Raw genomic sequence first — 23101 nt, forward strand, 5'->3', positions numbered from 1 at the left:
GGCGAGGCATTGAACGTTCTGCCGCTATAAAGGCATGTTATCAACAACAATGCGGGGCAAAAAAACAAGTATTTTTTTCATCATTTCCTGCCTTTACACAATAAAGCTGTGAACAGATGTAAGTTACAACATTTTTCAGATAGACCCTTAACCTTTCCAAAGCATAAGAACACTATCTTGATTTTGCAGCATATTTCTGGTCTGAATGCTTTCGGCAATATTCAGACAAACCAGATCAAAAGCGGAGGTTAATAGTGCGGGGGCAGTTTTACTTCATACCTAATCATAAATGTAGCTCGCTTGATGAGGTACGAAAATCTTTCACTATTGATTTATTCGTCAACCCTTCAGCCGAACGTTCCGCCCTTATAGCCAGAGGAAAAACATATGCAGTGATGCGATTAAGCACTTCCTCGGGCGGAGCTTAACCGCATGGCTAACTACGATTGTTTTCTGAAAAGCAACAGTTTAGAAGGATTAACGCAGGCTATATATGACGGGCGTTCTGTTCTAGAAGAATTTGACAAGGTCGAAGCAGCCTATAGGCGCTATAGCCATTCAAACGAACCGTTCCTTTTTGCAAAACCCTTTATATCGGCTGCCCGCGACGGTAAAGGGCAAGTTGTTTCTTGGTATACCGACGCTCACGGGCCAGCTATCCGCTTTGTCGACCTTGATGCAACAACACAGAACCATCTCAAAGAACAAATCACCAAACAATTGCATCAACTCTCTGTCCTTTTCGACGACAAAGATGTCGGGCCGATTATACAACGCTGGCTCAATATAGCCGATATCAGCCGTGATCTATTCTTTGTAGCCAACCGACCAGTATTGACGAATTGGGGCCTTTTACCCGATGCTGTGCTTCATGACAAAAATGTACGTTTGGCGCATGCGGCGAAGGGATTGTCTGGGCTATTAGGGAACATCGGATTGCCGCCCTTTCAGCAGGATGATCATGAACTGGCAAGCAAGTGGGCGGGAGGTTCTTTTATGGAAAAAAATGAAATTGACAACAGGCCGCCAGAAATAGGTGATAGTTTGTCTGAAAATATTGGATCCGGAGCAAAATCAGACAAGCATTTATCAGCACCGAACTATCTTGTGCCGGTGATAGCATCCGGAATTCTGTTGTTTCTCATTGCCCTTTTGCTTCTCGTATATTTGTTACCTGCAGGCAATATTGGTTTGAGAGCAACTTCTGATGCAAAAGATGAAACGATTGCCCTGTTGGAGGAAAAGCGGACCAGTCTCAAAAATGCTACCGATGGCTTCTCTTGCTCTATAGAGGGAAACGCATCACAGCAGCCTTCCAATGGTTTAAACGGGCCCAAGCCAGAAACTCCTCGGTCACAATCCGCAATTCCTAGAGCGTTATTAACGCCATCAGCAGGCCCTATAGACCACGCCGAAAAGGCAACTGTACTGGTTCTCGTTGCGGATGATGGCAGTGAAGAGGTCAGCATCGGATCAGGCTTTTTTATCAACCAGACCGACGTTGTCACCAATCTTCATGTCATCGGTCAAGCAACTCAAGCAACTATAATCAATAAGGCATTAGGCAAAGCTGTGTCAGCTACTTTGGTTGCAAAATCGCGCGCCGATGCACAGATCGGCGCACCAGATTTTGCTGTCTTGCGGGTGCAAGGCATAAGCGCACCTGCCGTACTGACGGTGGGAGGTGCAACGGCAAAAGGGGAGAACGTTATAGCGGCAGGTTTTCCAGGAATTGTCATGGAAACGGATCTCGTTTATCATCGCCTGCTGCAAGGTGACATGACAGCCGCACCTGAAATGGCGGTCACTCAGGGAATGGTTACGACCTTCCAAAGCGGGATTGAAGGGCTCGACCTGATTTTGCATACCGCTGCCATTTCTGGTGGAAACAGTGGTGGTCCTCTCATTGATTATTGCGGCCGTGCGATCGGGGTTAATACTTTTCTGCGTTCTGGAAGTATGCAAAACTCTCCGCTAAGTTTTGCCCAACGGACAAACACTTTAAGTGCGTTCCTCAAAGGTGCAAATATTCCTTTCAGCTTTGATGCCGGCGCCTGCAATCCCGAACAGTCCCGTGGTTCACAAAATAGCGCTGAATCTAACGTTGAACCAGCTGAAAATTCCTCTTCACCGCCAACAGATCAGACGAGGCAACCAGATACCGGGCAATCGCAACCTCCAGGCCAAGTATCGGGTGATCATACAACGCAACCAGCGCAAAATCACAGCGTACAGCCTTCTTCAACACCACCCACAACGGTTAATCCTGCACATTCGGAAACACTGCCTTCACCTGAACGTCCGCGGGGAAATACTCCATGAACAACATACGCCTTGCTATAACGCCGCTTAATACGATGCGCCAGGTTGGCCCGGTCAATGAACGTGACTATGCATTATTGAATGACACGTTGCAACGCGAGCTGGGGCCTGACTATGCTGGCTTCCTAGCCGAGCCCGTTCCATCGGGCGACGGTGTACGAATTGATTGGTATACGGACGCGAAAACCCGTCCACAATCTTTGGAAGAACTTGATCCACAAGAGCGATCCGCGTTATTAAAAACGACCGAAACGCGCAAGCAGGCTATAAGAGCGCTGGCAGACAAGCTTGATCTTGGCGCCCGCAGTGACAAGGAAGTCGCCAAGGCGTTACGCAATGCGTTGCAGACACCGGATACGGGCTGGCTTTATAGAGTTGATGGCAAACCAGTTATCGTCGGCTGGGGATACACATCGGGCGTTAGCGAACAACGCGACATGGGGATGAAAGCAGTAGGAACAGCGACCGGTACGCCAACAGCCAGTATGGCGCAAGCAAGTATTCCAAATTCACCGATGTCGCAAATTGATGGCGATCAAGCGGCTTCAGAAAAGGCGGCGACTGGAACAGGCGATCAACCGATACGTCAAACATCCCATATCGTTCATGAGACGGTTGTCTCTAGATCTTCATTTCACTGGCTTTCTCTATTTTTGTGGAGTCTATTCGGCATTCTTGCGCTGATCTTTTTATGGTTGTTGTTGAGTTCTAATGCACTGAACCGATGGAGCGGTGTTTTTAGCAAGTCTGACATAGCGGTTGAAGAACCTTTAGATCCCTCATTGCAAAGAATCGCAGATCTGAACAACGAAATATCCGCGCTTGAACAAGCGCTACGCGACAAACAAAACCAATGTACCGAAGATAACCAACCTAATTCCGCATCGGTTCCACCTGATGGCAACCAGGTCAATCCGTTTGGTCATCGCGAACCGGAAAGACGCGCTGATGCAGCTCCATCAATAGGTGAAAATGAAACACCACCTATTCAAGTCATCGTTCCTCCGGTCATTATTGCACCACCAGCTGTGGCTATCCCCGATCAGCGCGCAGAAGCTGTACCGCCTGAAGCAACACCGCCGCAAACACCTTCAGCGCCGGAACCGGAAGAGACCGAGCCACAACAACCTGACGTACCACAGCAATCCGATAGGCGGCGTGACCTTGACGAGCGCATCAACCGCGCCGGTGTAAAAACGGGTGCGCTGCAAATCACCCTGACATGGGATGGACGCAGTGACTTGGATCTTTCCATAGTGTGTCCGAACGGAACGCGCGTATTTTTCAAAAGACGTAGCAGTTGCGGCGCGACTTTGGATCGTGATGCCAATAGGCGTCCAGATATGATCTCACGCGAACCGGTGGAAAATATATACTGGAATAATCCAGCGTCCATACCGAAGAAGATCCCCGTTTACGTTGATTATTTTGATAATCACGGTGATCCGCGACGTAACATTCCCTTCCGTTTACGGATTAGAAAAACCACAATAGACCCACAAACAAACCAGCCTAAAGTGGAAGATAAAGTCATTGATGGCGTCGCCGACGGCAATAGACGTCGTAATCCTCGCCAGATTTATGTAATAACAAACCCATGACGTATTCAACGTCGGAAATGAATGAAGCAGATAGCTGATGATTGAGCCCAAAGATATCGTTCTGGTTCCCAATAGCGGAATTCAGTTTGTCACACTGCCGTTTTATTTCGATAAAATAGCGCGGTTTGACCGGCCGTTTATCGAAAAGCGCATGGATGTGCATTCCGATGATGGCAAACCGATATACAAACTCTATCCTGGTTGGAACGAGCATGATCCACAGGCCGAAGCACCTTATCAATCGCAAGATGGCGACGAAGAGTATACAGTCAATAAAAATAAAGCACTCGATCCCTTTCTTAATGAATGGGTGCCCCTGCCCTGGTTACGCATATTGCCCGGACGCGATGCCGACGGCCAGCATAATTTTGATGCGGGACCAACAAACTGGGTAAGAGTGCGGGTAATTAAAGCTTCGCCGAGCAAAGAGATTAACGCCGCGTCCCACTTGGCAGTATTTGCGTTTGACACTGCAATCGACTTGAAAGTTGACGATGATCTTGTCAACGATCCGCAATCACGTGGATGGCCCTACACTTCGCCAACAGCGAATGATGTTATCAATCCGCAGGAATTCGAGCTCGTCACGAGTATAAACCGCAATGGCTGGTTTCTTGGTGATCCACGTCGTCACCCTGTCAGCGGCGAAGAGATGGATTTCCAAAGCTGGGTGCTTGGATGGATTGAGAACCTGTATCTTAATCAACGAGAAAAGGAACTCGGCCGTAAGCTACGTGAGAGTGATCGCAAATTTGCCTTGGAACATGCTGCACGCTGGTTTTCATTCCTGGAAATACTTGCAATAGGGTGTAATGTTCCGAAGGTGCGTTTTGTCGATACGATATCTTCTCCATCGCAAACGAAACCTGTTGAAGTTGATCTTGTACTTGATATTGGCAACAGTCGTACCTGTGGACTCCTGATTGAAAACTACCCCAATGAAGATCATGTCGATTTAAACAATTCGCTTATTCTGACGCTACGTGATCTTGAAAAACCTGAGCTGGTATATTCCGATCCTTTCGACAGCAATATTGAATTCTCTCAGGCTTCTTTTGGCGATGATACGCTTTCTCGCCTTTCGGGACGACAGCGTGCCTTTTTATGGCCAGGTGTTGTTCGCGTCGGGCCTGAAGCTTCGCGGTTACGTGCGGTGAAGGGCGGAACAGCAGCTGTTGGCGGCATCTCCAGCCCAAAGCGATATTTATGGGATATTCATGAAGTCAATCAGCCATGGCGTTTTCCCTCGTCGCAATATCAGGCTGATGGAGCTGCTCCGCCCATCAGTCGAATTGTGCGTCCTTTCCTAAATCGCAATGGAGACGTGATTTCACAAATTAAAAAAGATCGATCGTTATATAAACGGCTATACGGCCGTCGCTCTGATGCGGATATGACAAAGCCTAGCCCTGCTTTATCCTATTCACGATCTTCACTTTATTCTTTGATGCTGGCCGAAATCATCTTTCAAGCCATTGCGATGATCAACAATCCGCAAGTGCGGGCCGAGCGGAAGCAGAGCAATACACCGCGTCGGTTACGCCGAATTATCATGACCCTGCCATCTGCACTGCCTACCCAGGAGCAGCGGCTTATGCGGTCACGTGTGGAGGGTGCCGTAAACCTTCTGTGGGAGCTGATGGGTTGGAACTTGTCGACACTGGCAAGCCTTGCAAAACCGACAGTGCAAGCCTCTTGGGATGAAGCAACCTGTGTCCAGTTCGTCTGGCTTTACAGCGAAATAAGCCGGCGATTTGGCGGGCGCATTGTTGAATATTTCGATCTTTTTGGAAAACCGCGAAAACGCTTCGAGCCAGGTAAAAAGCCCGATGATTCCGCGTTACCCGAACCGTCGCTGCGTGTTGCAAGCATCGACATAGGTGGCGGAACATGCGACCTGATGATCACAACCTATTACCAAGATGACGATCGTGCTTTGGTGCCGGTGCAAACATTCCGAGAGGGTGTTGGCATTGCGGGTGACGATATTACCCGGGCTGTTATTGAGCGCTCGATCTTACCAGCAATCGCCAAGCATTTGTCGCAATGCGGGGCAAAGAATCCTCGCGCGATATTGAATGAGCTATTTGGTGGCGACCGCTCTAATATGGCGGAGCAGATGAAAGATCGGCGGCGTGAAGCCGTGATAAAAATCCTTACACCTGCTGCGCTTGCTGTAATGTCTGCTTATGAAGAAAGTGGACCCGACCGCTACGAGACCATCCAGACCAAGCGTCTTGATGCTCTGGTTCCCTCTTTGACAAAATCCGAAATTCTTGACCTTTCCTATATAAATGATGGGGCTATAAGCGGCGGAGCCAAAGACTTCAACCTTGCCGAAACGCCAATTGACTTGGACTTCCAACGCGTAAGATCTGCTATCAACGAGACATTGCAGGTGGCGCTTGATTGTTTGAGTGAAGCGATAGGCCATTTCGATTGTGACAAGGTACTGTTATCCGGGCGCCCTTCACGACTGCCGGCAATCACAGAATATCTCGAAAATACACTAGCTGTAACGCCCGACAGGATTCAGCCTTTGCATCGCTATAGGGTTGATGTTTGGTATCCTTTCCGTTCGCGCAGTAATGTCACCATTGGCGACCCTAAAACAACAGCGGTGGTGGGAGCAATGTTGTGCGCTTTGGCGGAGGGAGCGATTGTCAACTTCAATCTCCAGACACATCGTTTACAAATGCGTTCGACCGCCTGTTACATCGGCGAACTGGGCAGTGACGGGATCTTGGAGCAGTCACGTGTATTGTTTACAGCAGACGAACTGCAAAAAAATGGTGCGCTGGAGGCCGAGCATAAGCTTAAAATCTATAGCCGTGCAAGATTGGGCTACCGGCAACTCCCTCATCAACGTTGGATAACCAATCCATTATATGTATTAACAATTGAAGAAGGTGCGAACTCGCTACCCCGTCCTATAGAAGTTTGCATCGGTCGTGAGGTGCAACAGGAAGAGGAAGGTGATTTCAACAATCTTCTGGAACAAGAAGCTTCGAAGGAAGAACTATCGATACGCGAAGCATGGGACGCCAATGGGGGGGATGTGCGCCAATCCATTAATTTAACGTTCTGTACTCTACAGCTTGACGATAAATCGAGTGACTATTGGCTGGATTCCGGAACATTGACAGTGCTGTAATGGATTACGCAGTTTTATAAGGTGCATTTATGAAATCGATTGAGAATTTGGCACTTGCAGCCGAGCAAACCCAAAATACGGCACGCACTGCGTTGCAATGGTTGAACGTGAGGGGCAATCGGGAGCTGATTGGTGACAATGCAGCGCGGATCGAACGCGCTCTACGCCTTGGGATCGTAAATGCCGGTCAACTGACAAAAGCAGCGCGCCGTCCCATGGCCGTCGCTGTATTCGGCGCAAGCCAGGTGGGAAAATCTCATTTGATTTCAGTGCTGGCACGCAAAGAAGAAGCATTAATGGCACGCTTTTCTGGAATGGAAAAGCCCGTCAATTATATCACATCAATCAATCCTGACCGCGGCAAAGAGGCTACGGGCCTTGTAACGCGTTTTACAATCCGTCCACCGGCTGCAAGTCCGGATGGCTTTCCTGTTTGTCTGAGGCTTCTGAGCCATGCAGATCTGATCAAGATTTTGGCCAATGCATACCTGTTTGATGGCCAACCTGGACGATATGAAACATGGCCAAGCGAAGATGATATCAAAAGCTTTTTGGCACCATTTCGTCAAGATGCCGCTGCAACAACAAAAAGCGAAAATGGTTTGACGTTGGAGGATGTTTGGGGACTTGAAGACTATTTCAATAAAACATTAGGTGAATTTGAATTAAGCCGACGTCTCGGTTCTTATTGGATCGTCGCAGCAGAGATCGCTCCAAAACTTCCTATCCCGCGCTTGGCAGAGTTTCTTTCATTACTGTGGGGACGGCATCAACCAATAAGCGATGTATATTTGAACCTCGTTGAAAGCCTTAAAAATCTCCACTTTTCAGAAAATGTTTTTGTGCCTTTTAGTGCGATCGACATTTCAAACGGCGACCATAAAAGCATTTTAGATGTCGAGACACTGGCTGACATCGTTGACAGAAATGCGGCGGAAATTGATGTATCTATGGCAGATGGACGGGTTTGTGTTTTGGCAAAACCTGTTATTACTGCTTTAACAGCTGAATTGGTTATCAACCTTGCTGATAATCCTTGGCCGTTTTTCGATCATACAGATTTGCTCGATTTTCCCGGATATCGCACCCGCGGATTGCCACAGTCCAACGTCGAAGAAGACGAGACATCGGTAAAAGGGCTTGCACGCTATCTCGCAGAGGCTCCGCGTGAAACTATGTCTTCGTTGATCTTGCGCGGCAAGGTTGAGTATTTATTCCAACGTTATTGCGCCGAACAAGATATCACCGCCATGTTGTTTTGCGTCAAGGAAAGCAACCTTGATGTCAATCAATTGGCTGATGTAGCAGCGAATTGGATAGCGACGACGCATGGAGCAAAGCCACAAGATCGTGCGGGAAAGCCGCCATTGCTGTTTTTCGTGCTTACACGTTTCGACATGCATTTCGAGAAAAAAACCAGCGATTCTGTTATGGGTCTGAAGACACGTTTCGAGGGTCGCATGATGGCATCATTGATCAAGCCGTTCGGATCAAGCCCGGATTCGTGGGTGCAGCAATGGAGCCCCGGGGAGCCGTTTCGCAACTGCTTTCTAATGCGCAATCCCAACGTCATGAATGCCGATATGTTTACATTTGACGGCGCTCGTGAACTCGCTTTACGAGATGACCGAAAAGAATGGTTAGCCGCCTTGCGTGAAAGCTTCATTGAGACACAATATGTCCAACAGCATTTCAATGATCCGGTGCGTGCATTTGATGAGATGATGCGGATCAATGACGGTGGTGCGAGCTATATTGCCAAAAGTTTAGAACCCATCTGTCGTCCTGAAGTGAAATATGAGCAAGTAGAATTCAGGCTAACGAAACTCAATCAAGATCTCCACGCGTTATTAAAACCATTCTATACAACCACTGACCTCGAAATTCGCTTGATTGAGCGCGAAGAAGTTGCGAAGTCCGTAGTCAACGCCCTTTACAACTGCGATGAGCGGTATCATCGTTTCGGCTCGGTCATGGCGGGGCTCATGATGGATAACGCCACAATAACTGATCGTCTTTACGAAGCTTTGATTGAGTTAGACCGACGTCAGCCTGAATCCGAAGAACAAACGCAGCCGGTTGCCCGTCGGCTAAGGCCCTGGGAAAAGAAAGATGCGGACATTGATGTTCGTAAGCCGGCACAGATCGTGACGACCGGTCGTCGAGAAAACCAGTTCGTATCAGCAATTTTATCGGCTTGGGTGGATTATCTGTACCGGCAGGTTGATAACGTCCATTTTCACACCGAAACAGCAATCGACAGCATTACCCTGCGTGAATTGGCGGACGACATCGTTATGGGCGCAAAAAGGCTGCACTTACAGGAGTTGATGGCGCAAACGATTAAGCGCGTTGCTTTTGTCGAAAGGCGCGACGAACAAATATCTAAAGCAGCGCTGGTTGCCGAGCACTATCTCAATAAGTTTGTAGCGGATCTTGGAACGTCTTTGTTAGATGAAGAGGATAGAGCGCAAAACACCCATGTCGCTCCACCGCGGATAGTCTTCGATCACGGCCCGTCTGCCTATGATGCAGAAGGCATAGGCGCTGAGCCGAAGGCATACAATATTGATGTTCTTGAAGACTGGTCCCTTGCATATATGCGCTTGTCCGCAGACAATGCAAAATGCGAAGAAGGCCTGACGATCGATATCGAACAAAATGCGGCTTTGGGTGCAATTCTCAAAAAACTTTCAGATCATTGTCCATCGGAGGTATCGAATGTCTGACATAATTGCAGCAACGGAATTCGGTCCGGGCCATGTTTGGCTGATATTCGATGAACAGCTCAGCGATGATCTTAGCATTTATGTCATGCGGGAATCCGATACCTCGAATTGCCTCGGTCCTGACGGCTGGCAACAGCAGCCCTATGGGATTACACCGATATCAAGTAAACTGGCGGGTATGGGTACGAAATTCTTATTGGGTCCTCAATTTGTCGACTCTGTTCTGGATGGTGAGTATGTTACGGTAAAAGCTGGCAACGTTGAATTCTTCGCGTTTTGGCCGTCTGTTATAGCTGCAGCAAAAAAAAGCAACAGCGCTATCGTCGAACGCATAGAGCGCGAACAAGCGTCGCAGTCCGTTCCACCTGTGCCAACCACTCCTCATATATCTACCGAAGAGCCAGCCGCAAATGCAGATAATGACGCTGTGTTGGGTCGTGCGCCGGTGGATGATAGCGATGATGACGTGAAAAAAGTTGTTGATGCGGCACTTTCCGCTCAAAATGCATATGTTATCGACCAACATAAAACAAAGAAACCTCTTTGGCCTTTGGTCATATTGGGAGCAGTTCTATGGGTGGCGATCCTCGGCGGCGGCTTCTTTGCATATAAGACCTTCTTGGCGGATAAAAACACAGAACTGCCACAAGCTGCGGCTTCACAAACACCACCTGCAACTGAACCTGAAGAGACAGCAGAGCGAGAAGCCGATGCGTCTGCTCCAACCCAATTAGATCAGGATGTTGCTTCAGGGCCCGATGGCTGGAGCCGTTTATTAAACTCTGCCGATACAGATCCACAAAGGCTATATGATCTCGGACATGCTTTGCGAAGCCGGGAAAACGGTGATGCGAATATTGGCTTTGAAGCAATTTATAAGGCGGGACAAAAAGGAAACCGCGCTGCCCTCGAATGGTATGCGCGTGCGAATGATCCGACTTCCGACGCATCCGGTGCCGATCGCATTACGCCACCTAATATCCGACGCGCTTTTGAAAGTTGGAGTCTGCTGGTCAGGCAGGATGCTTCAATGACCACGCACATAAAGCAATTGTGTGAAAGTCTGCGTGAACGGCGCTATTCCGGCACCAATGAGGAACGAACAACTTTTCAGGATTACTGCCAATGAAATATTCAATCAGTGTCTCGTGGAAATTACTCCGATATGCCGCTTTGCTCGTGGCATCCCTTATCGCTGTATTGCCAGCATCGGTCGCTACGTCAACCGCAGCACATGCCGTTGACCGGGAGGCGATAAAACAAGATGGAAGACAAACGCTGTATCAGCGCATCATTACCAAACCAGGTGCCATCCTGCTGCCTAAAAGTGATGCGGCCGACAATACCGGAAAGCCGCTTGCTGCTTTTGAAGTTTTTTACGTTTTTGCGCGGGTGAACGGTTTCGTCGAGGTTGGGGGGAACAGCCGAGGGGTACCTCTTGGATGGATCAAACAAGACCACACCGTTGATTGGAAACACTCTATCATTGCAGCCTTTAATAACCGGGTTGAAGTTGGACGTCAGCGCCAGTTATTTTTCTCGGATAAGCAAAGGCTGGAACAGCTGGTGAGCAACAGCGATGTAAAGGCAAAGATAGCAGCTCTTCGACAAAATCCCAACCAGCCCGGCAGCCCTGTCATTGCGATGGAACCAGAGCAAATACAACCTATTGACGAGAATTTTTATCTCTTGCCGATATTGGATTTTGAAAAAGGTTGGTTGCATGACGATGCGGAAGGAACATTTCTTGGGGTTGGCTCGATAACCAAAACGAATGAGCCATCGACAGAACCCGCACCAGCAACGGCTCAAAATACACCGCAAAATCCATTTGCGCCCCAACCACCGGTACAACAAAACAATAACAATGACGGACGGCAAGTACCGCACCAACAGCCCAAAACCGGCGTTATGTTCGTTATAGATACGACGGTTTCCATGCAGCCTTATATTGATGCAACACGGGACGCAGTGCTAACACTGAAGGGCGAGATCGAAGATTCGGGCAAGCCCATCAATTTCGGTCTGGTTGGTTTCCGTCAGTCGGAAAGAACAAATCCTGGCATCGGCTATAACGTTAAAGTCTTTCAACGCCTGACACCCCAGGCAAGCGCAGATGATTTTGTCAGCCAAATAAGTTCAATGCGCGTTGCCACACGATCTACCCAAGGTTTCAACGAAGATTCCCTTGGCGGTGTGTTTGAAGGTATTGATGCAGCTGATTGGAACGCCTTTGATCTGCGTTACATCATACTGATCACAGATGCAGGCCCGCGAAAGCCACAACTCGGAGATAACCACTCAGGCCCTCTAGACGTTGATGAAATGAACGAGCTCGCGCGTAAAAAAGGCATACGTATTACAACCCTGCATGTGCGCACACCAGCAGGCAACAGCGATCATCAAAGTGCTGAAGCTGCTTATCGCCGCTTATCTAAAACTGCGGGTGGCAGCCTCTATACGCCGATTAGCACGACTGACGTATCTGGCTTCATTGATCAGATCCGTCCTGCAGCACAGCAAATCGTTACGGACTTAAACAATATAGCAAACGGCCAGTTGACGCAGGAACCGCAACAAAACGACCAATCAGCTGCCGCTCAAATTGCTCGGGCAAGTCGTGCCATGCAGCTCGAATATATGGGTCGCCAAAGCAACTCCAGCGTACCCACCTTTTATGAGGCTTGGACTATAGACCGTGACTTTGATCAACCGACAGTAAAACCGGCTCTCGATATTCGCATTATGCTGACAAAAAACCAGCTATCGACGCTTTCTGAAATGCTTCGCGCTATCGTCAACCGAGGTGAGAATATGAGTGGTGATCCGATGGATTTCTTCCGTGATATTCGTGACCTAGCCGCGCGTGCGTCCAACGATCCGCGCCAACTCGCTGCTGATGCGCCTTTAGGCGATGCTTTCGGTGAATATTTGGAAGGTCTGCCCTATACCAGCCAGGTCCTCAATCTTACACCGGAAGACTGGGTGCAAATGCCTGCGTCGCAACAGCGCGACCGGATTCTTGATCTCAAATCAAAGCTGGCATTCTACGAAAAGGTTCACAACGACCCAAATGCATGGCTACAACTGCAATCTGATGCGGCCGCTGGTGAATTTGTGACAACAATATCGCTTGACCGTTTGCCTTAGGACGTCCACTTGATCCAGCTTATGGCCCAAAACGTCATGAAAACCTTGAGCGATCGTGAAAGATCGTTCAAGCTTAGCATCCCAGCATTTCATTTGAAATCGGGAGACCGTAAAGCCATTGTGGGCCAGACGGGCTCAGGAAAGACAACAGCCATGGATCTGTTGGCGCTGGCAAGCCGTCCTGAAAGAGCGGATACCTTCGTCATCAGTGGACGTGATTGCGGTCAAATTGATGTAAGCCCGCAAAAGATCAAGCAGGAAAACGCTCGTCTGGCTCATTTACGCGCGCGTTTTTTCGGATATGTTGTACAAACCAGCCCGCTTTTTTCGTTTTTAACGGTACGTGAAAACATCGCCGTTCAACAAAAGCTCGCTGACAAGCGTGACGACGGTTACATAACAGCTTTGCTTCAGGCTGTTGGCTTAGCCGGAGATTCAGATGCGTTTCCATGTGACTTATCGATTGGGCAAAGACAAAGAACGGCGATCGCAAGGGCATTGTCACATCGTCCGGCTTTCTTAATGTGCGATGAACCGACGGGCGCGCTGGATGATGAGACTGCAGATTTATGTTTGCGCATGATGACCAGCGTTGCAGACCATACCGGCACAGGCATTCTGATGATCACACATGATCGGCAGCTGGTAGAAAAACACGGCTTTATGAAGATAAATGTCGAACGCAAAACCATTGCGCCTGGCCAATCTTTCGCGACACTTCAGGATGCATCTATGCAGGTGCGACCATGAAGTTAGGCTTTTATTTGGGGTTGCGCACGATTTTGGGCCATCCACGAAGCGCAATGCTCTCCATGCTGGTGCTCGCCGCCATGTTAGCACCCATACTTGTCCTATGGGGGCTGAAAAGTGGGACGCTTACAGGCTTGGTAGAAGAACTGCGAAACGATCCGCGAAATCTGGAAATTCGGATCATTGGCGACCATCAATTGGGACAAAGTGAGCTATCGGCGATCAAAAATTTGACAGGGGTGGGTTTTTTACAACCCACAACACGAGGTCTTTCTGCACGTGCATGGTTGACCGATGCGCGCGGCACAGGGAGGGAAGCAATATCTCTGTTACCTGGAGGTCTGAATGATCCCCTGTTACCGAAAAATATTGAACCTCCGTCCTTAAATGAAATTATCATATCCAAACGCATCGCGGACACGTTGCATCTTCAGATTGGCGATACCGTCAATTTACGAACCCAACGGGAGAGCGATAGGCTGATGTTCACGCAACCTCTGTTGGTGACAGGTATCATCGATGCCGCGCAGGCGGCAGGAACGCAATCGCTTCTCAATGCTACCCTCGTTGAAGACATTGAAACATTTCTCGACGGCTTTGCAATTGATCGACTTGGTCTTTCGGGCCGTCCAATCATTGAACGGCATATGCGATATGCGAATGTGCGCCTTTATGCGCAAATGATAGAGGGTGTACCCGCCCTCACTTCGACATTGGAACAAATGGGATATCCAGTACTTTCAAGAGCGGCGGATGTTGAAAAGCTTCTGAATATAGAAAAAGCTTTAAACGGCATTATTGCTATTGTCGCATCTTTAATGATCATTTCCTATCTGGCGGCGGCAAGTGCCAGTATACTGGGTGTGTTTGACAAGCATCGCCGCGACATTGCTTTATTGCGCCTCATGGGCGGCTCCCGCATGACCATATTCTGTTTTGTAGCTGGGTTCGGCTTCGTTACCGGACTGGCGGGACTAGCCATCGCCTATATACTCTACGGCGGACTATCCTGGATAATCAACCGATGCTTTCCACTCGATCTTGCAAATGGATACACCAATTGTTCTCTCAGCTGGTTCCAATTGACAATGACGGGCGTTATAACAATTCTTATGGTATTTCTAGTCACCGCATTATCGGCGCGGCGGTTTATTTCTGTACCACCGGGAGGGGCACTACGTGAAGAATAGTATCAATAAAAAACTTGGTTTACGTTGCTTAGCTCTAGCGACTTTATTTTTGGGTAGTACTGTAACCGGCATTGTTAACGCTGCCGAATGGAATGGACGGGTGTGGAATCCAAAACCCACGGCTGACGATGTTGTTATCGATCTTCCATGCGATGGAAAGATGGCACTAACGCGGGTGCAAACTGTTCTGGTAGAGGCATCAGAACCAGAGGCTGCTTTAAGTGACAGCCCTGTGACAATGGGTGCGACCGAAGGCGAACGCGCTTATATGGAGTATCGTCGGGAAGAACACATTAGCGGCTCCCTTAACAACGATAAGGGGAATTTTTTTCTTATTGGAAAATACGAGATAACCCACGCCCAATATGCTGCCGTTATGACCGATGACCCAGCACAATGTCCAACCAAGTTTACACCTGCCGATGCTATACCCCAAACCGGTGTAAGTTGGTATGACGCGGTAGAATTCACACGACGCCTCAATGCTTGGCTTTACAAAGACAATTCCGCGAAGCTGAAGCAGATCGGTGCGGAAAACGGCTATGTGCGCCTACCGACAGAAGTCGAATGGGAGTTTGCTGCGCGAGGTGGCTTATCGGTGAATGATGCCGAGAGAGCCAATAACCGTTTCTTCTCGTCCGGTACGATCGATGATTATGCGTGGTATAATGGTAGCCAGTCATCGGGCGGAAAAGCGAAACCCATTGGTCAAAAAAATCCCAATCCACTCGGGCTTTACGACATCTATGGCAATGCCGAAGAAATCATGCTGGATCCTTTCAGATTGACACGGCTAGATCGTTTACACGGCCGTGTAGGTGGTTTTGTTGTACGCGGAGGCTCTTTTCTCGATGGTGCGGAAACACTGACATCGTCACGTCGTGATGAATTTCCATTTTTCTCCAATGACGCTAAGGGTGAAATGCGACGTAGAACTGCAGGTTTTCGTGTGGTTGTCAGCACCGCCTCTATAGGTGATCTTGCTTCTGTCGAACGCTTGGAAACAGCCTTTCAAGCGCTCAGCAAGCAAATTGATGGCAGCCCATCGGAACAGCCCAGTGCCCGCTTACAAGAAATAGAAGCGCAGATTGAAGGGCCGTTGCGGAGCGAGATAGCCGGATTGCGTACGCAGCTTGAAACTGAATTCACCCGTCGGAATGATATCGATAATCGCAGTTTGCGTCGGGCACTCTTTAACACCGGATTGGCGGCAAGAGAATTGCATTTAGCAGCACGTGCGCTTGATAATTTCTATGCGAATGTCAACGATCCGGACTTTCCAACCGATGTAAAAAAAACAACACAGGCACGGATAAAGCGTGAAAAATCAAATTTTGATATGTTTGCAACCATCTATACCGAGTCAGTTGCACAGATTGCTAACGATCAGGGACAAAAAGTCGCAGCGCAGGCCGAAATCTTGAAAAAAGAATTACGCGAACAAAACCGCGATAGTCTTATAGACTATATTGACCAAGCAATAGCGCAGATCAACGCCTATCAGTCGGGTCGAGAAACACAGACCGACAAAATTTTAGCAAAGCTAATCGGTCAACATGACTGGTTGCAATAGCGGCTCACATTATACCGCCACTGTAGCAACCCTATCCTATACTGTGCTAGGCTCTTCAATGAATGGCGGATTGATTCAACTGGTCATTGAAATGAGGGCTTAGAGTGCATAATACCGATATAGAAATTGCGCGGCGGGCAACGAAGTTGCCTATAGGCCAAATCGCTGAAAAATTGAATATTCCGTACAATAATCTCGTGCCCTATGGGCATGACAAAGCTAAAATAGATGCAGACTATATCGAAACGCTTAAAAGCGGCACAGATGGGCATTTGATCCTTGTGACCGCGATCAACCCTACGCCTGCCGGTGAAGGAAAAACCACAACGACTGTCGGTCTCAACGATGCTCTGAATAAGATCGGGAAGAAATCCGTTGCAGCCTTGCGTGAACCATCTTTGGGGCCATGTTTCGGGTCTAAAGGTGGCGCGGCTGGAGGCGGCTACTCCCAAGTCATTCCCATGGATGACATTAATCTGCATTTTACCGGCGATTTCCATGCCATCACCAGCGCTCATAATCTGCTTGCAGCGATTATTGATAACCACATCTACTGGGGTAATGATCAAAATATAGATTTGCGCCGTATCGTCTGGAAACGTGTATTGGACATGAATGATCGCGCTTTGCGTGAAACAGTCATTTCGTTGGGCGGCATCAAAAATGGCTTCCCCCGTGAAAGCGGTTTCGACATCACCGTCGCATCCGAGGTGATGGCGATCTTATGTCTCGCTGAAAATCTCGATGATCTGACGCAGAAACTCGGAAAAATCATTATTGGTTATCGCCACGACCGAACTGCCGTTACAGCCGCCGATCTAAAAGCGGAAGGCGCAATGACAGTGCTGTTAAAAGATGCCTTCCAACCCAATTTGGTGCAAACGATCGAGAATAATCCTGTTATCATCCACGGAGGGCCTTTCGCAAATATTGCGCATGGCTGCAACTCGGTGATTGCTACCAAAACAGCTTTGAAGCTGGCGGATTATGTTGTGACGGAAGCCGGGTTTGGAGCAGACCTTGGCGCTGAAAAATTTTTTGATATCAAATGCCGTAAGGCAGGCTTAATGCCCGAAGCGACGGTTGTCGTAGCAACAATTCGAGCCCTCAAGATGAATGGCGGCGTTGCCAAGAGTGACCTTGCAACAGAAAATGTCAGCGCTTTGGAGACGGGTTCTAAAAACCTTTTGCGACACATTGCGAATATGGAGAAATATGGCGTTCCGGTGGTTGTTGCAATCAATCATTTTTATACCGACACGGATAACGAGATAGCCGCGCTGCAGCACCTTGTTTCTCAAACCGGACATAAAGCCATCATATGCCGCCACTGGGAAAAAGGTGGTGAAGGTGCCATTGAGCTAGCGCAAGATATTGTAGAGCTCATTGGACAAAAAACCGCGCAATTCCAACCAATCTATCCTGACCATCTTCCTCTTGATGAGAAGATTCAAACGGTGGTCCAGCAGATTTATCGTGGTCGTGAAGCCATCATAAGTCCGATAATCCGCAAGCAATTAAAGGACTGGGAAGCAAGTGGCTTTGGCCAATTACCAATTTGCATGGCAAAAACCCAATACTCTTTTTCAGCAGATCCAACATTGCTTGGCGCGCCGGAAGACTTCAACATACCTGTACGCGAGGTGAAGCTTTGTGCCGGCGCTGGTTTCATCGTCGTGATTTGCGGTGACATCATGACGATGCCCGGCCTGCCGCGTCATCCGGTGGCAGAAAAAATACATCTTAATGGTGACGGACAGATCGAAGGGCTCTCGTAAGTTTACGAGTTTATACTTTTCATACGATCGCTATCAAAACTGTTTCACTGCGGCGCCATTGCTAGGCCGCGGTGAAAATTCGAGGTATAGCCTTGAAGGGGTTTGTAGAAACTTCAACCAAATGCCTTGAAAAAACTGAACGGTGAAATCGCGCCGCCTGCGATTTCTCTCCTATCTAAGCTGTTTTTTTGGCGAACTCAGCTAGCTCTTTACCCATCACTCACCCAAGGGCAACATAAAAAAAACCCGGCTTTCACCGGGTTTTTTGTATATCTGAAAGCGCTTGTTTTGATCAACTGTGTGACGCAGCTGATCCGCTTGTGGAGCCTTCACCGCTTGGAGATGAACCGTCCCCACCACGACCAGCAGTCTTACCGCCAAACAAACGATAGAACATAGGAATGAAGAAGGTCGCAATACACGTTGCTGCCAACATACCGCCGATAACACCCGTACCGATTGAGTGACGACTTGCAGACCCCGCTCCTGTTGATGTGGCCAATGGTACCACACCGAGGATAAAGGCCAATGAGGTCATAACAATCGGGCGGAACCGCAGACGAGCTGCCGAAATAGCGGCGTCAATTGCAGACTTTCCGCTTTCTCGCTCGATCACCGCAAATTCCACAATCAGAATGGCGTTTTTAGCGGCAAGCCCCACGAGTGTCACCAGACCAATCTGGAAATAGACGTCATTGGTAAGACCACGTATCCAGGTGAATGCCAATGCACCAGCAATAGCAAATGGAACCGCGGTCACAACAGCCAACGGCAAGCTCCATTTTTCGTATTGCGCTGCCAAGATCAAGAACACCATGATAACGCCGAAGATCATCGCAGTAGAGCCCGCACCACCAGCGACAACTTCCTGATAGGCAGAACCTGTCCAAGCAATCTGGTAGGTATTTGGCAGAACCTGTTTTGCAACTTCGGTCATCACGCTGATCGACTGACCAGATGTGAACCCGTCTGCTGGACTCCCCATGATTTTGGTCGCAAAGAAGGCATTGAAACGTTCAAGCTGATCCGAACCGGTAATACGTTTGGTTGTAACCAAGGCATTGAGCGGGATCATCTTGCCCGAATCCGAGCGAACGAATACCTGCTTGATATCATCGGCACTTTTACGGAACTCACCTTCAGACTGAATTTTCACCTGATAGTTACGGCCATAAAGCGTAAAGTCATTGATGTAGATGTTACCGAAAGTAGCAGACAACGCATCATAGATGGTGTTGATCGGAACATCCATGGCGCGTGCCTTTGTACGATCCACTTGGAAATCATACTTCGGAACGTTGGGATCGAATGTTGTCCGTACACCCTGTAATTCGGGTCTTTGGTTAGCCGCGTTGACGAGTTTCATTGTCATTGAATAAAGATCGTCAATAGAACCGCCACTACGATCCTGAAGATACATTTCAAAACCACCAGTTGTCGAAAGACCAATAATTGGAGGTGGGTTGAATGCTATTGTCACACCATCCTTGATACCGGAAGCCATACCGACGACTTTCGGCGCAAAGACACGGGTATCATCTGCAGGATTGGTTCTTTCTTTCCAATCCTTGAACATGATGAACATGGCACCCGAACTGGTCTTCAAACCGCCAGACAACAAGTCATAACCTGCAATCTCGGCAACGTCTGCAATAGCGGGATTTGCCTGCATAATCTTAGACGCTTTATCGATCACGCCTGAGGTACGTTCAAGTGAAGATGCCGATGGAAGAATAGACACTGCAAGAATGTAGCCCTGATCTTCATCCGGCACCAGTGAACCGGGTACTTTTTCAAACATGTAGAATGCCGAAGCGCAGACCAGAACGAAAACAAGCAGTCCAGCCCAGACATTATGGACGAAGAATTGCACGCCGGCGACATATGCATCCGTAACTTTTTCAAAAAACTTATTGAACATACGGAACGGTGCAATCGGCTCTTTATGCGAAGGTTTAAGCAAGATAGCGCAAAGAGCCGGTGTAAGGGTCAAAGCCACTGTACCGGAAATGACCACAGACATCGCGATGGTCACAGCAAACTGCTGATACATAACGCCTGCCATGCCGCCCATAAACGATACGGGAATAAACACGGCACAAAGAACCAGAACAATAGCAATAACAGGTCCGGTAACTTCGCTCATGGATTTGACAGCTGCGTCATGTGGAGACAGCTTCTCTTCTTCCATGAGACGTTCGACGTTTTCCAACACCACAATAGCATCATCCACCACGATACCGATTGCCAGCACCAGACCGAACAATGTCAACATATTGATCGAGAAGCCGAGCACATACATACCCGCAAACGTACCGATGATAGATATCGGAACAGCAATGATCGGTATGAGCGTCGCACGCCAATTCTGCAAGAAGATGAACACCACAACAATCACCAGCAAAATAGCTTCGATGAATGTATGGATAACCTCTTCAACCGATACTTGGATGAACTTGGTTGTGTCATATGGAACTGAATATTCAATACCGGCTGGAAAAGCGACCTTGAGTTCAGCCATACGTTTCTTGACAGCATCCATAGTAGCAAGAGCGTTTGCCCCTGGCTGCAAAAACACCAGAATCGGAACCATAGGGTTGCCGTTAAGCTTGGATTCAACAAAATACTGCTGTGTACCCAATTCAATCCGCGCAACGTCCTTCAAACGCAAAGACGCACCTGTATCATCCGATCTCAGGATGATATTGCCAAACTCGTCAGCTGTAACCAAACGTCCTTGTGTAGTAGCAGAATAAGTGAATGCGCCGTGGATGTCAGGTTGCTCGCCGATGCGCCCCACAGGGTACTGCGCATTTTGCTCATTAACAGCTGAAATTACATCGGTCGGTGTCAGATTATATTGAGCAAGCTTATCGGGACGAAGCCAAATACGCATAGCATAGTCAATATTACCCAAGACCTGTGCATCACCGACACCTTGGATACGTTTAAGATCGTCAACCACGTTCAGCAATGCATAGTTACCAACATAGGTTCGGTCATAGGCACTGCTGGTCGATTGCATCGACACCATACCAAGGATAGAAGACGAACGTTTGTCGGCAACAACACCCAAACGCTGCACCTCCTGTGGCAAAGTTGTCAATGCACGCTGCACGCGGTTGTTCACATTGATCGTTGCTTGATCAGGATCTGTTCCCAAGGCGAATGTGACTGTCAACTGCAATGTACCAGACGCATTGCTGGTCGATTGCATGTAAATCATGTCTTCAACACCGTTGATCTGCTGTTCCAACGGAACAGCAACGGTTTGTGCCACGGTTTCAGCGCTCGCACCAGGATATTGCGCTGATACAACAACCTGCGGTGGCAGCAGGTCCGGATATTGGGCGATAGGCAATATGCGGATACACATAAAGCCGGCCAAAACGATGACAATAGAAATAACCGACGCGAAAACGGGTCGGTTGATAAAAAAGCTATAGCTCATTGTGCGGGCTCCGCAGTTTTGGCATTGTCTGCTTTATTTTGTGCGGGCTTGTCGTCTGTCACTTGGACTTTCAAGCTTTGACCCGCTGGAACACGCATCATACCCTGTTCGATATAGACCTGACCGGCGGTGACAACTTCTTCACCGTCTTTGATGCCACTAACGCTTTTATTGCTTTGTGCATCTGTCTTGGCATTGGCTAACAACCATTCGCCATTCTGCATTTGGCGGATAACCTCTACGGGACGCTGTTCAACTTCCATCAAACGGGCGCCTTCTTCCAGCTTTGGCGCAGCACCAGCTGCAGCTGCATCACCAGCGGCCGGTGCTTCAGGTTTTTTAAGGGTATAGACAAACTGGCCATTGCTGGTCTGCATCAACGAAGCTTCAGGGATGGTGATCGCGTCAGCCATTTTCAGCCCTGTTACCGTGACACGTACAAACATACCCGGAACCAAACGGTGCTTAGGATTGGCAACAATGGCGCGCGCGCCGAGCGTACCAGTTTGTTCGTCAATCGTCGGCGATGTAAAGTCGACCGTTCCCTGCTCGGGATAATCAACGCCTTCACCAAGGCGAACCGTAATTTTCAGATTATCGATTTTTTCGCCGCGTGCTTGCATTTCCTGCATCAATTTGCGGATCTGCTCATATTCACCGTCAGCAAAAGAAAAGTTGACATAAACTGGATCAAGCTGCGTAATCGTCGTCAAAAGGCTGGAGGTTGTATCCGTTCCAATCAAAGAGCCTTCTGATACGGCCTCACGACTGGTCAAGCCGCTGATAGGCGCTGTCACCTTGGTGTAATCAAGATTGAGTTCTGCCGTACGCAACTCAGCCTGGGCCTGCATCAACGTTGCTTGATCGGCATCGCGCTTTGCAAAAGCCTGATCGCGTTGCGCTTTTGACTGAACCCGCTGTACCACCAGCTCTTCAGCGCGATTGGCATCACGAACCGATTGGTCATAATTGGCCTGCGCCTGCGCAACTTGCGCACGCGCGGAAGCGACGGCGGCTTCATACTTATCGGGATCAATCTCGAACAAGACATCGCCCTGCTTGACCTCAGCACCCTCAACGAAATTGCGATGCAGCAAAATGCCACCGACACGCGCACGCACTTCCGTTTCTTTGTATGCTACAATACGCGCGGCATATTCATAGTTGATAGGAATTTCTGCCTGATGAATGACTTTACCGCTTACCTTTGACGGTGGCGGAGTATGCTGCTCTTCCTTACCGCAAGCAACGAGGCCGAGAGACAATGTGCCGACTATAAGACCGGCTGAGAGTTTTTTTAATATCGTCATATGAAGTCAGACCTTGATTTTTATCCGTGTCCGGTAAAATATACATACATGGATGATTGTAAATAGCCAAAAAGCTGTTAAGCATTAATTATC

General features: G+C 48.6%; 12 protein-coding genes. 10 read left to right on the plus strand and 2 right to left on the minus strand.

Annotated elements, in window-relative coordinates:
- Positions 1-432: 432 nt before the first annotated feature.
- The 10 genes from ACYSNS_RS11760 (at position 433) to ACYSNS_RS11805 (ending at position 18247) form a co-directional block, all read left to right on the plus strand.
- The gene (locus tag ACYSNS_RS11760; protein WP_461723351.1) at positions 433-2322 is read left to right on the plus strand and encodes a trypsin-like peptidase domain-containing protein; all 1890 of its coding nucleotides are present in this window, start codon (positions 433-435) and stop codon (positions 2320-2322) included.
- Entirely contained in the window at positions 2319-3923 is a 1605-nt protein-coding gene (locus tag ACYSNS_RS11765) for a hypothetical protein (protein ID WP_461723352.1), read from the plus strand. Before ACYSNS_RS11760 ends, ACYSNS_RS11765 begins: the two co-directional genes overlap by 4 nt.
- Before the next feature lie 37 nt (positions 3924-3960).
- Positions 3961-7077 carry a virulence factor SrfB gene (locus ACYSNS_RS11770; RefSeq protein WP_461723353.1) on the plus strand — a complete coding sequence of 1039 codons (3117 nt, stop codon included), beginning with the start codon at positions 3961-3963 and terminating at the stop codon, positions 7075-7077.
- Between the two features lie 29 nt (positions 7078-7106).
- Entirely contained in the window at positions 7107-9806 is a 2700-nt protein-coding gene (locus ACYSNS_RS11775; RefSeq protein WP_461723354.1) for a virulence factor SrfC family protein, read from the plus strand.
- Positions 9799-10935, plus strand: a complete 1137-nt coding sequence (locus ACYSNS_RS11780; RefSeq protein ID WP_461723355.1) for a hypothetical protein — start codon at positions 9799-9801, stop codon at positions 10933-10935. Before ACYSNS_RS11775 ends, ACYSNS_RS11780 begins: the two co-directional genes overlap by 8 nt.
- Positions 10932-12956, plus strand: a complete 2025-nt coding sequence (locus ACYSNS_RS11785) for a vWA domain-containing protein (RefSeq protein WP_461723356.1) — start codon at positions 10932-10934, stop codon at positions 12954-12956. The genes ACYSNS_RS11780 and ACYSNS_RS11785 overlap by 4 nt, the downstream gene beginning before the upstream one ends.
- 9 nt (positions 12957-12965) lie before the next feature.
- On the plus strand, positions 12966-13706 hold the full coding sequence (locus ACYSNS_RS11790; protein WP_461723357.1) for an ABC transporter ATP-binding protein: 741 nt from the start codon (positions 12966-12968) through the stop codon (positions 13704-13706).
- The gene (locus tag ACYSNS_RS11795; protein ID WP_461723358.1) at positions 13703-14896 is read left to right on the plus strand and encodes an ABC transporter permease; all 1194 of its coding nucleotides are present in this window, start codon (positions 13703-13705) and stop codon (positions 14894-14896) included. The genes ACYSNS_RS11790 and ACYSNS_RS11795 overlap by 4 nt, the downstream gene beginning before the upstream one ends.
- Positions 14886-16469, plus strand: a complete 1584-nt coding sequence (locus ACYSNS_RS11800; protein WP_461723359.1) for a formylglycine-generating enzyme family protein — start codon at positions 14886-14888, stop codon at positions 16467-16469. The genes ACYSNS_RS11795 and ACYSNS_RS11800 overlap by 11 nt, the downstream gene beginning before the upstream one ends.
- A gap of 104 nt (positions 16470-16573) precedes the next feature.
- Complete coding sequence (locus ACYSNS_RS11805) at positions 16574-18247, plus strand: formate--tetrahydrofolate ligase (RefSeq protein ID WP_461723360.1); 1674 nt, start codon at positions 16574-16576, stop codon at positions 18245-18247.
- Positions 18248-18539: 292 nt separating this feature from the next.
- Here the strand turns inward: ACYSNS_RS11805 and ACYSNS_RS11810 are convergent, their stop codons facing one another.
- Both ACYSNS_RS11810 and ACYSNS_RS11815 read right to left on the minus strand, forming a co-directional pair.
- Positions 18540-21698 (minus strand): efflux RND transporter permease subunit, encoded by a 3159-nt coding sequence (locus ACYSNS_RS11810; RefSeq protein ID WP_461723361.1) that lies wholly within the window; start codon positions 21696-21698, stop codon positions 18540-18542.
- Entirely contained in the window at positions 21695-23008 is a 1314-nt protein-coding gene (locus ACYSNS_RS11815) for an efflux RND transporter periplasmic adaptor subunit (protein ID WP_461723362.1), read from the minus strand. Before ACYSNS_RS11815 ends, ACYSNS_RS11810 begins: the two co-directional genes overlap by 4 nt.
- Between the last annotated feature and the right edge of the window lie 93 nt (positions 23009-23101).

The organism is Bartonella sp. LJL80, from assembly GCF_054871565.1.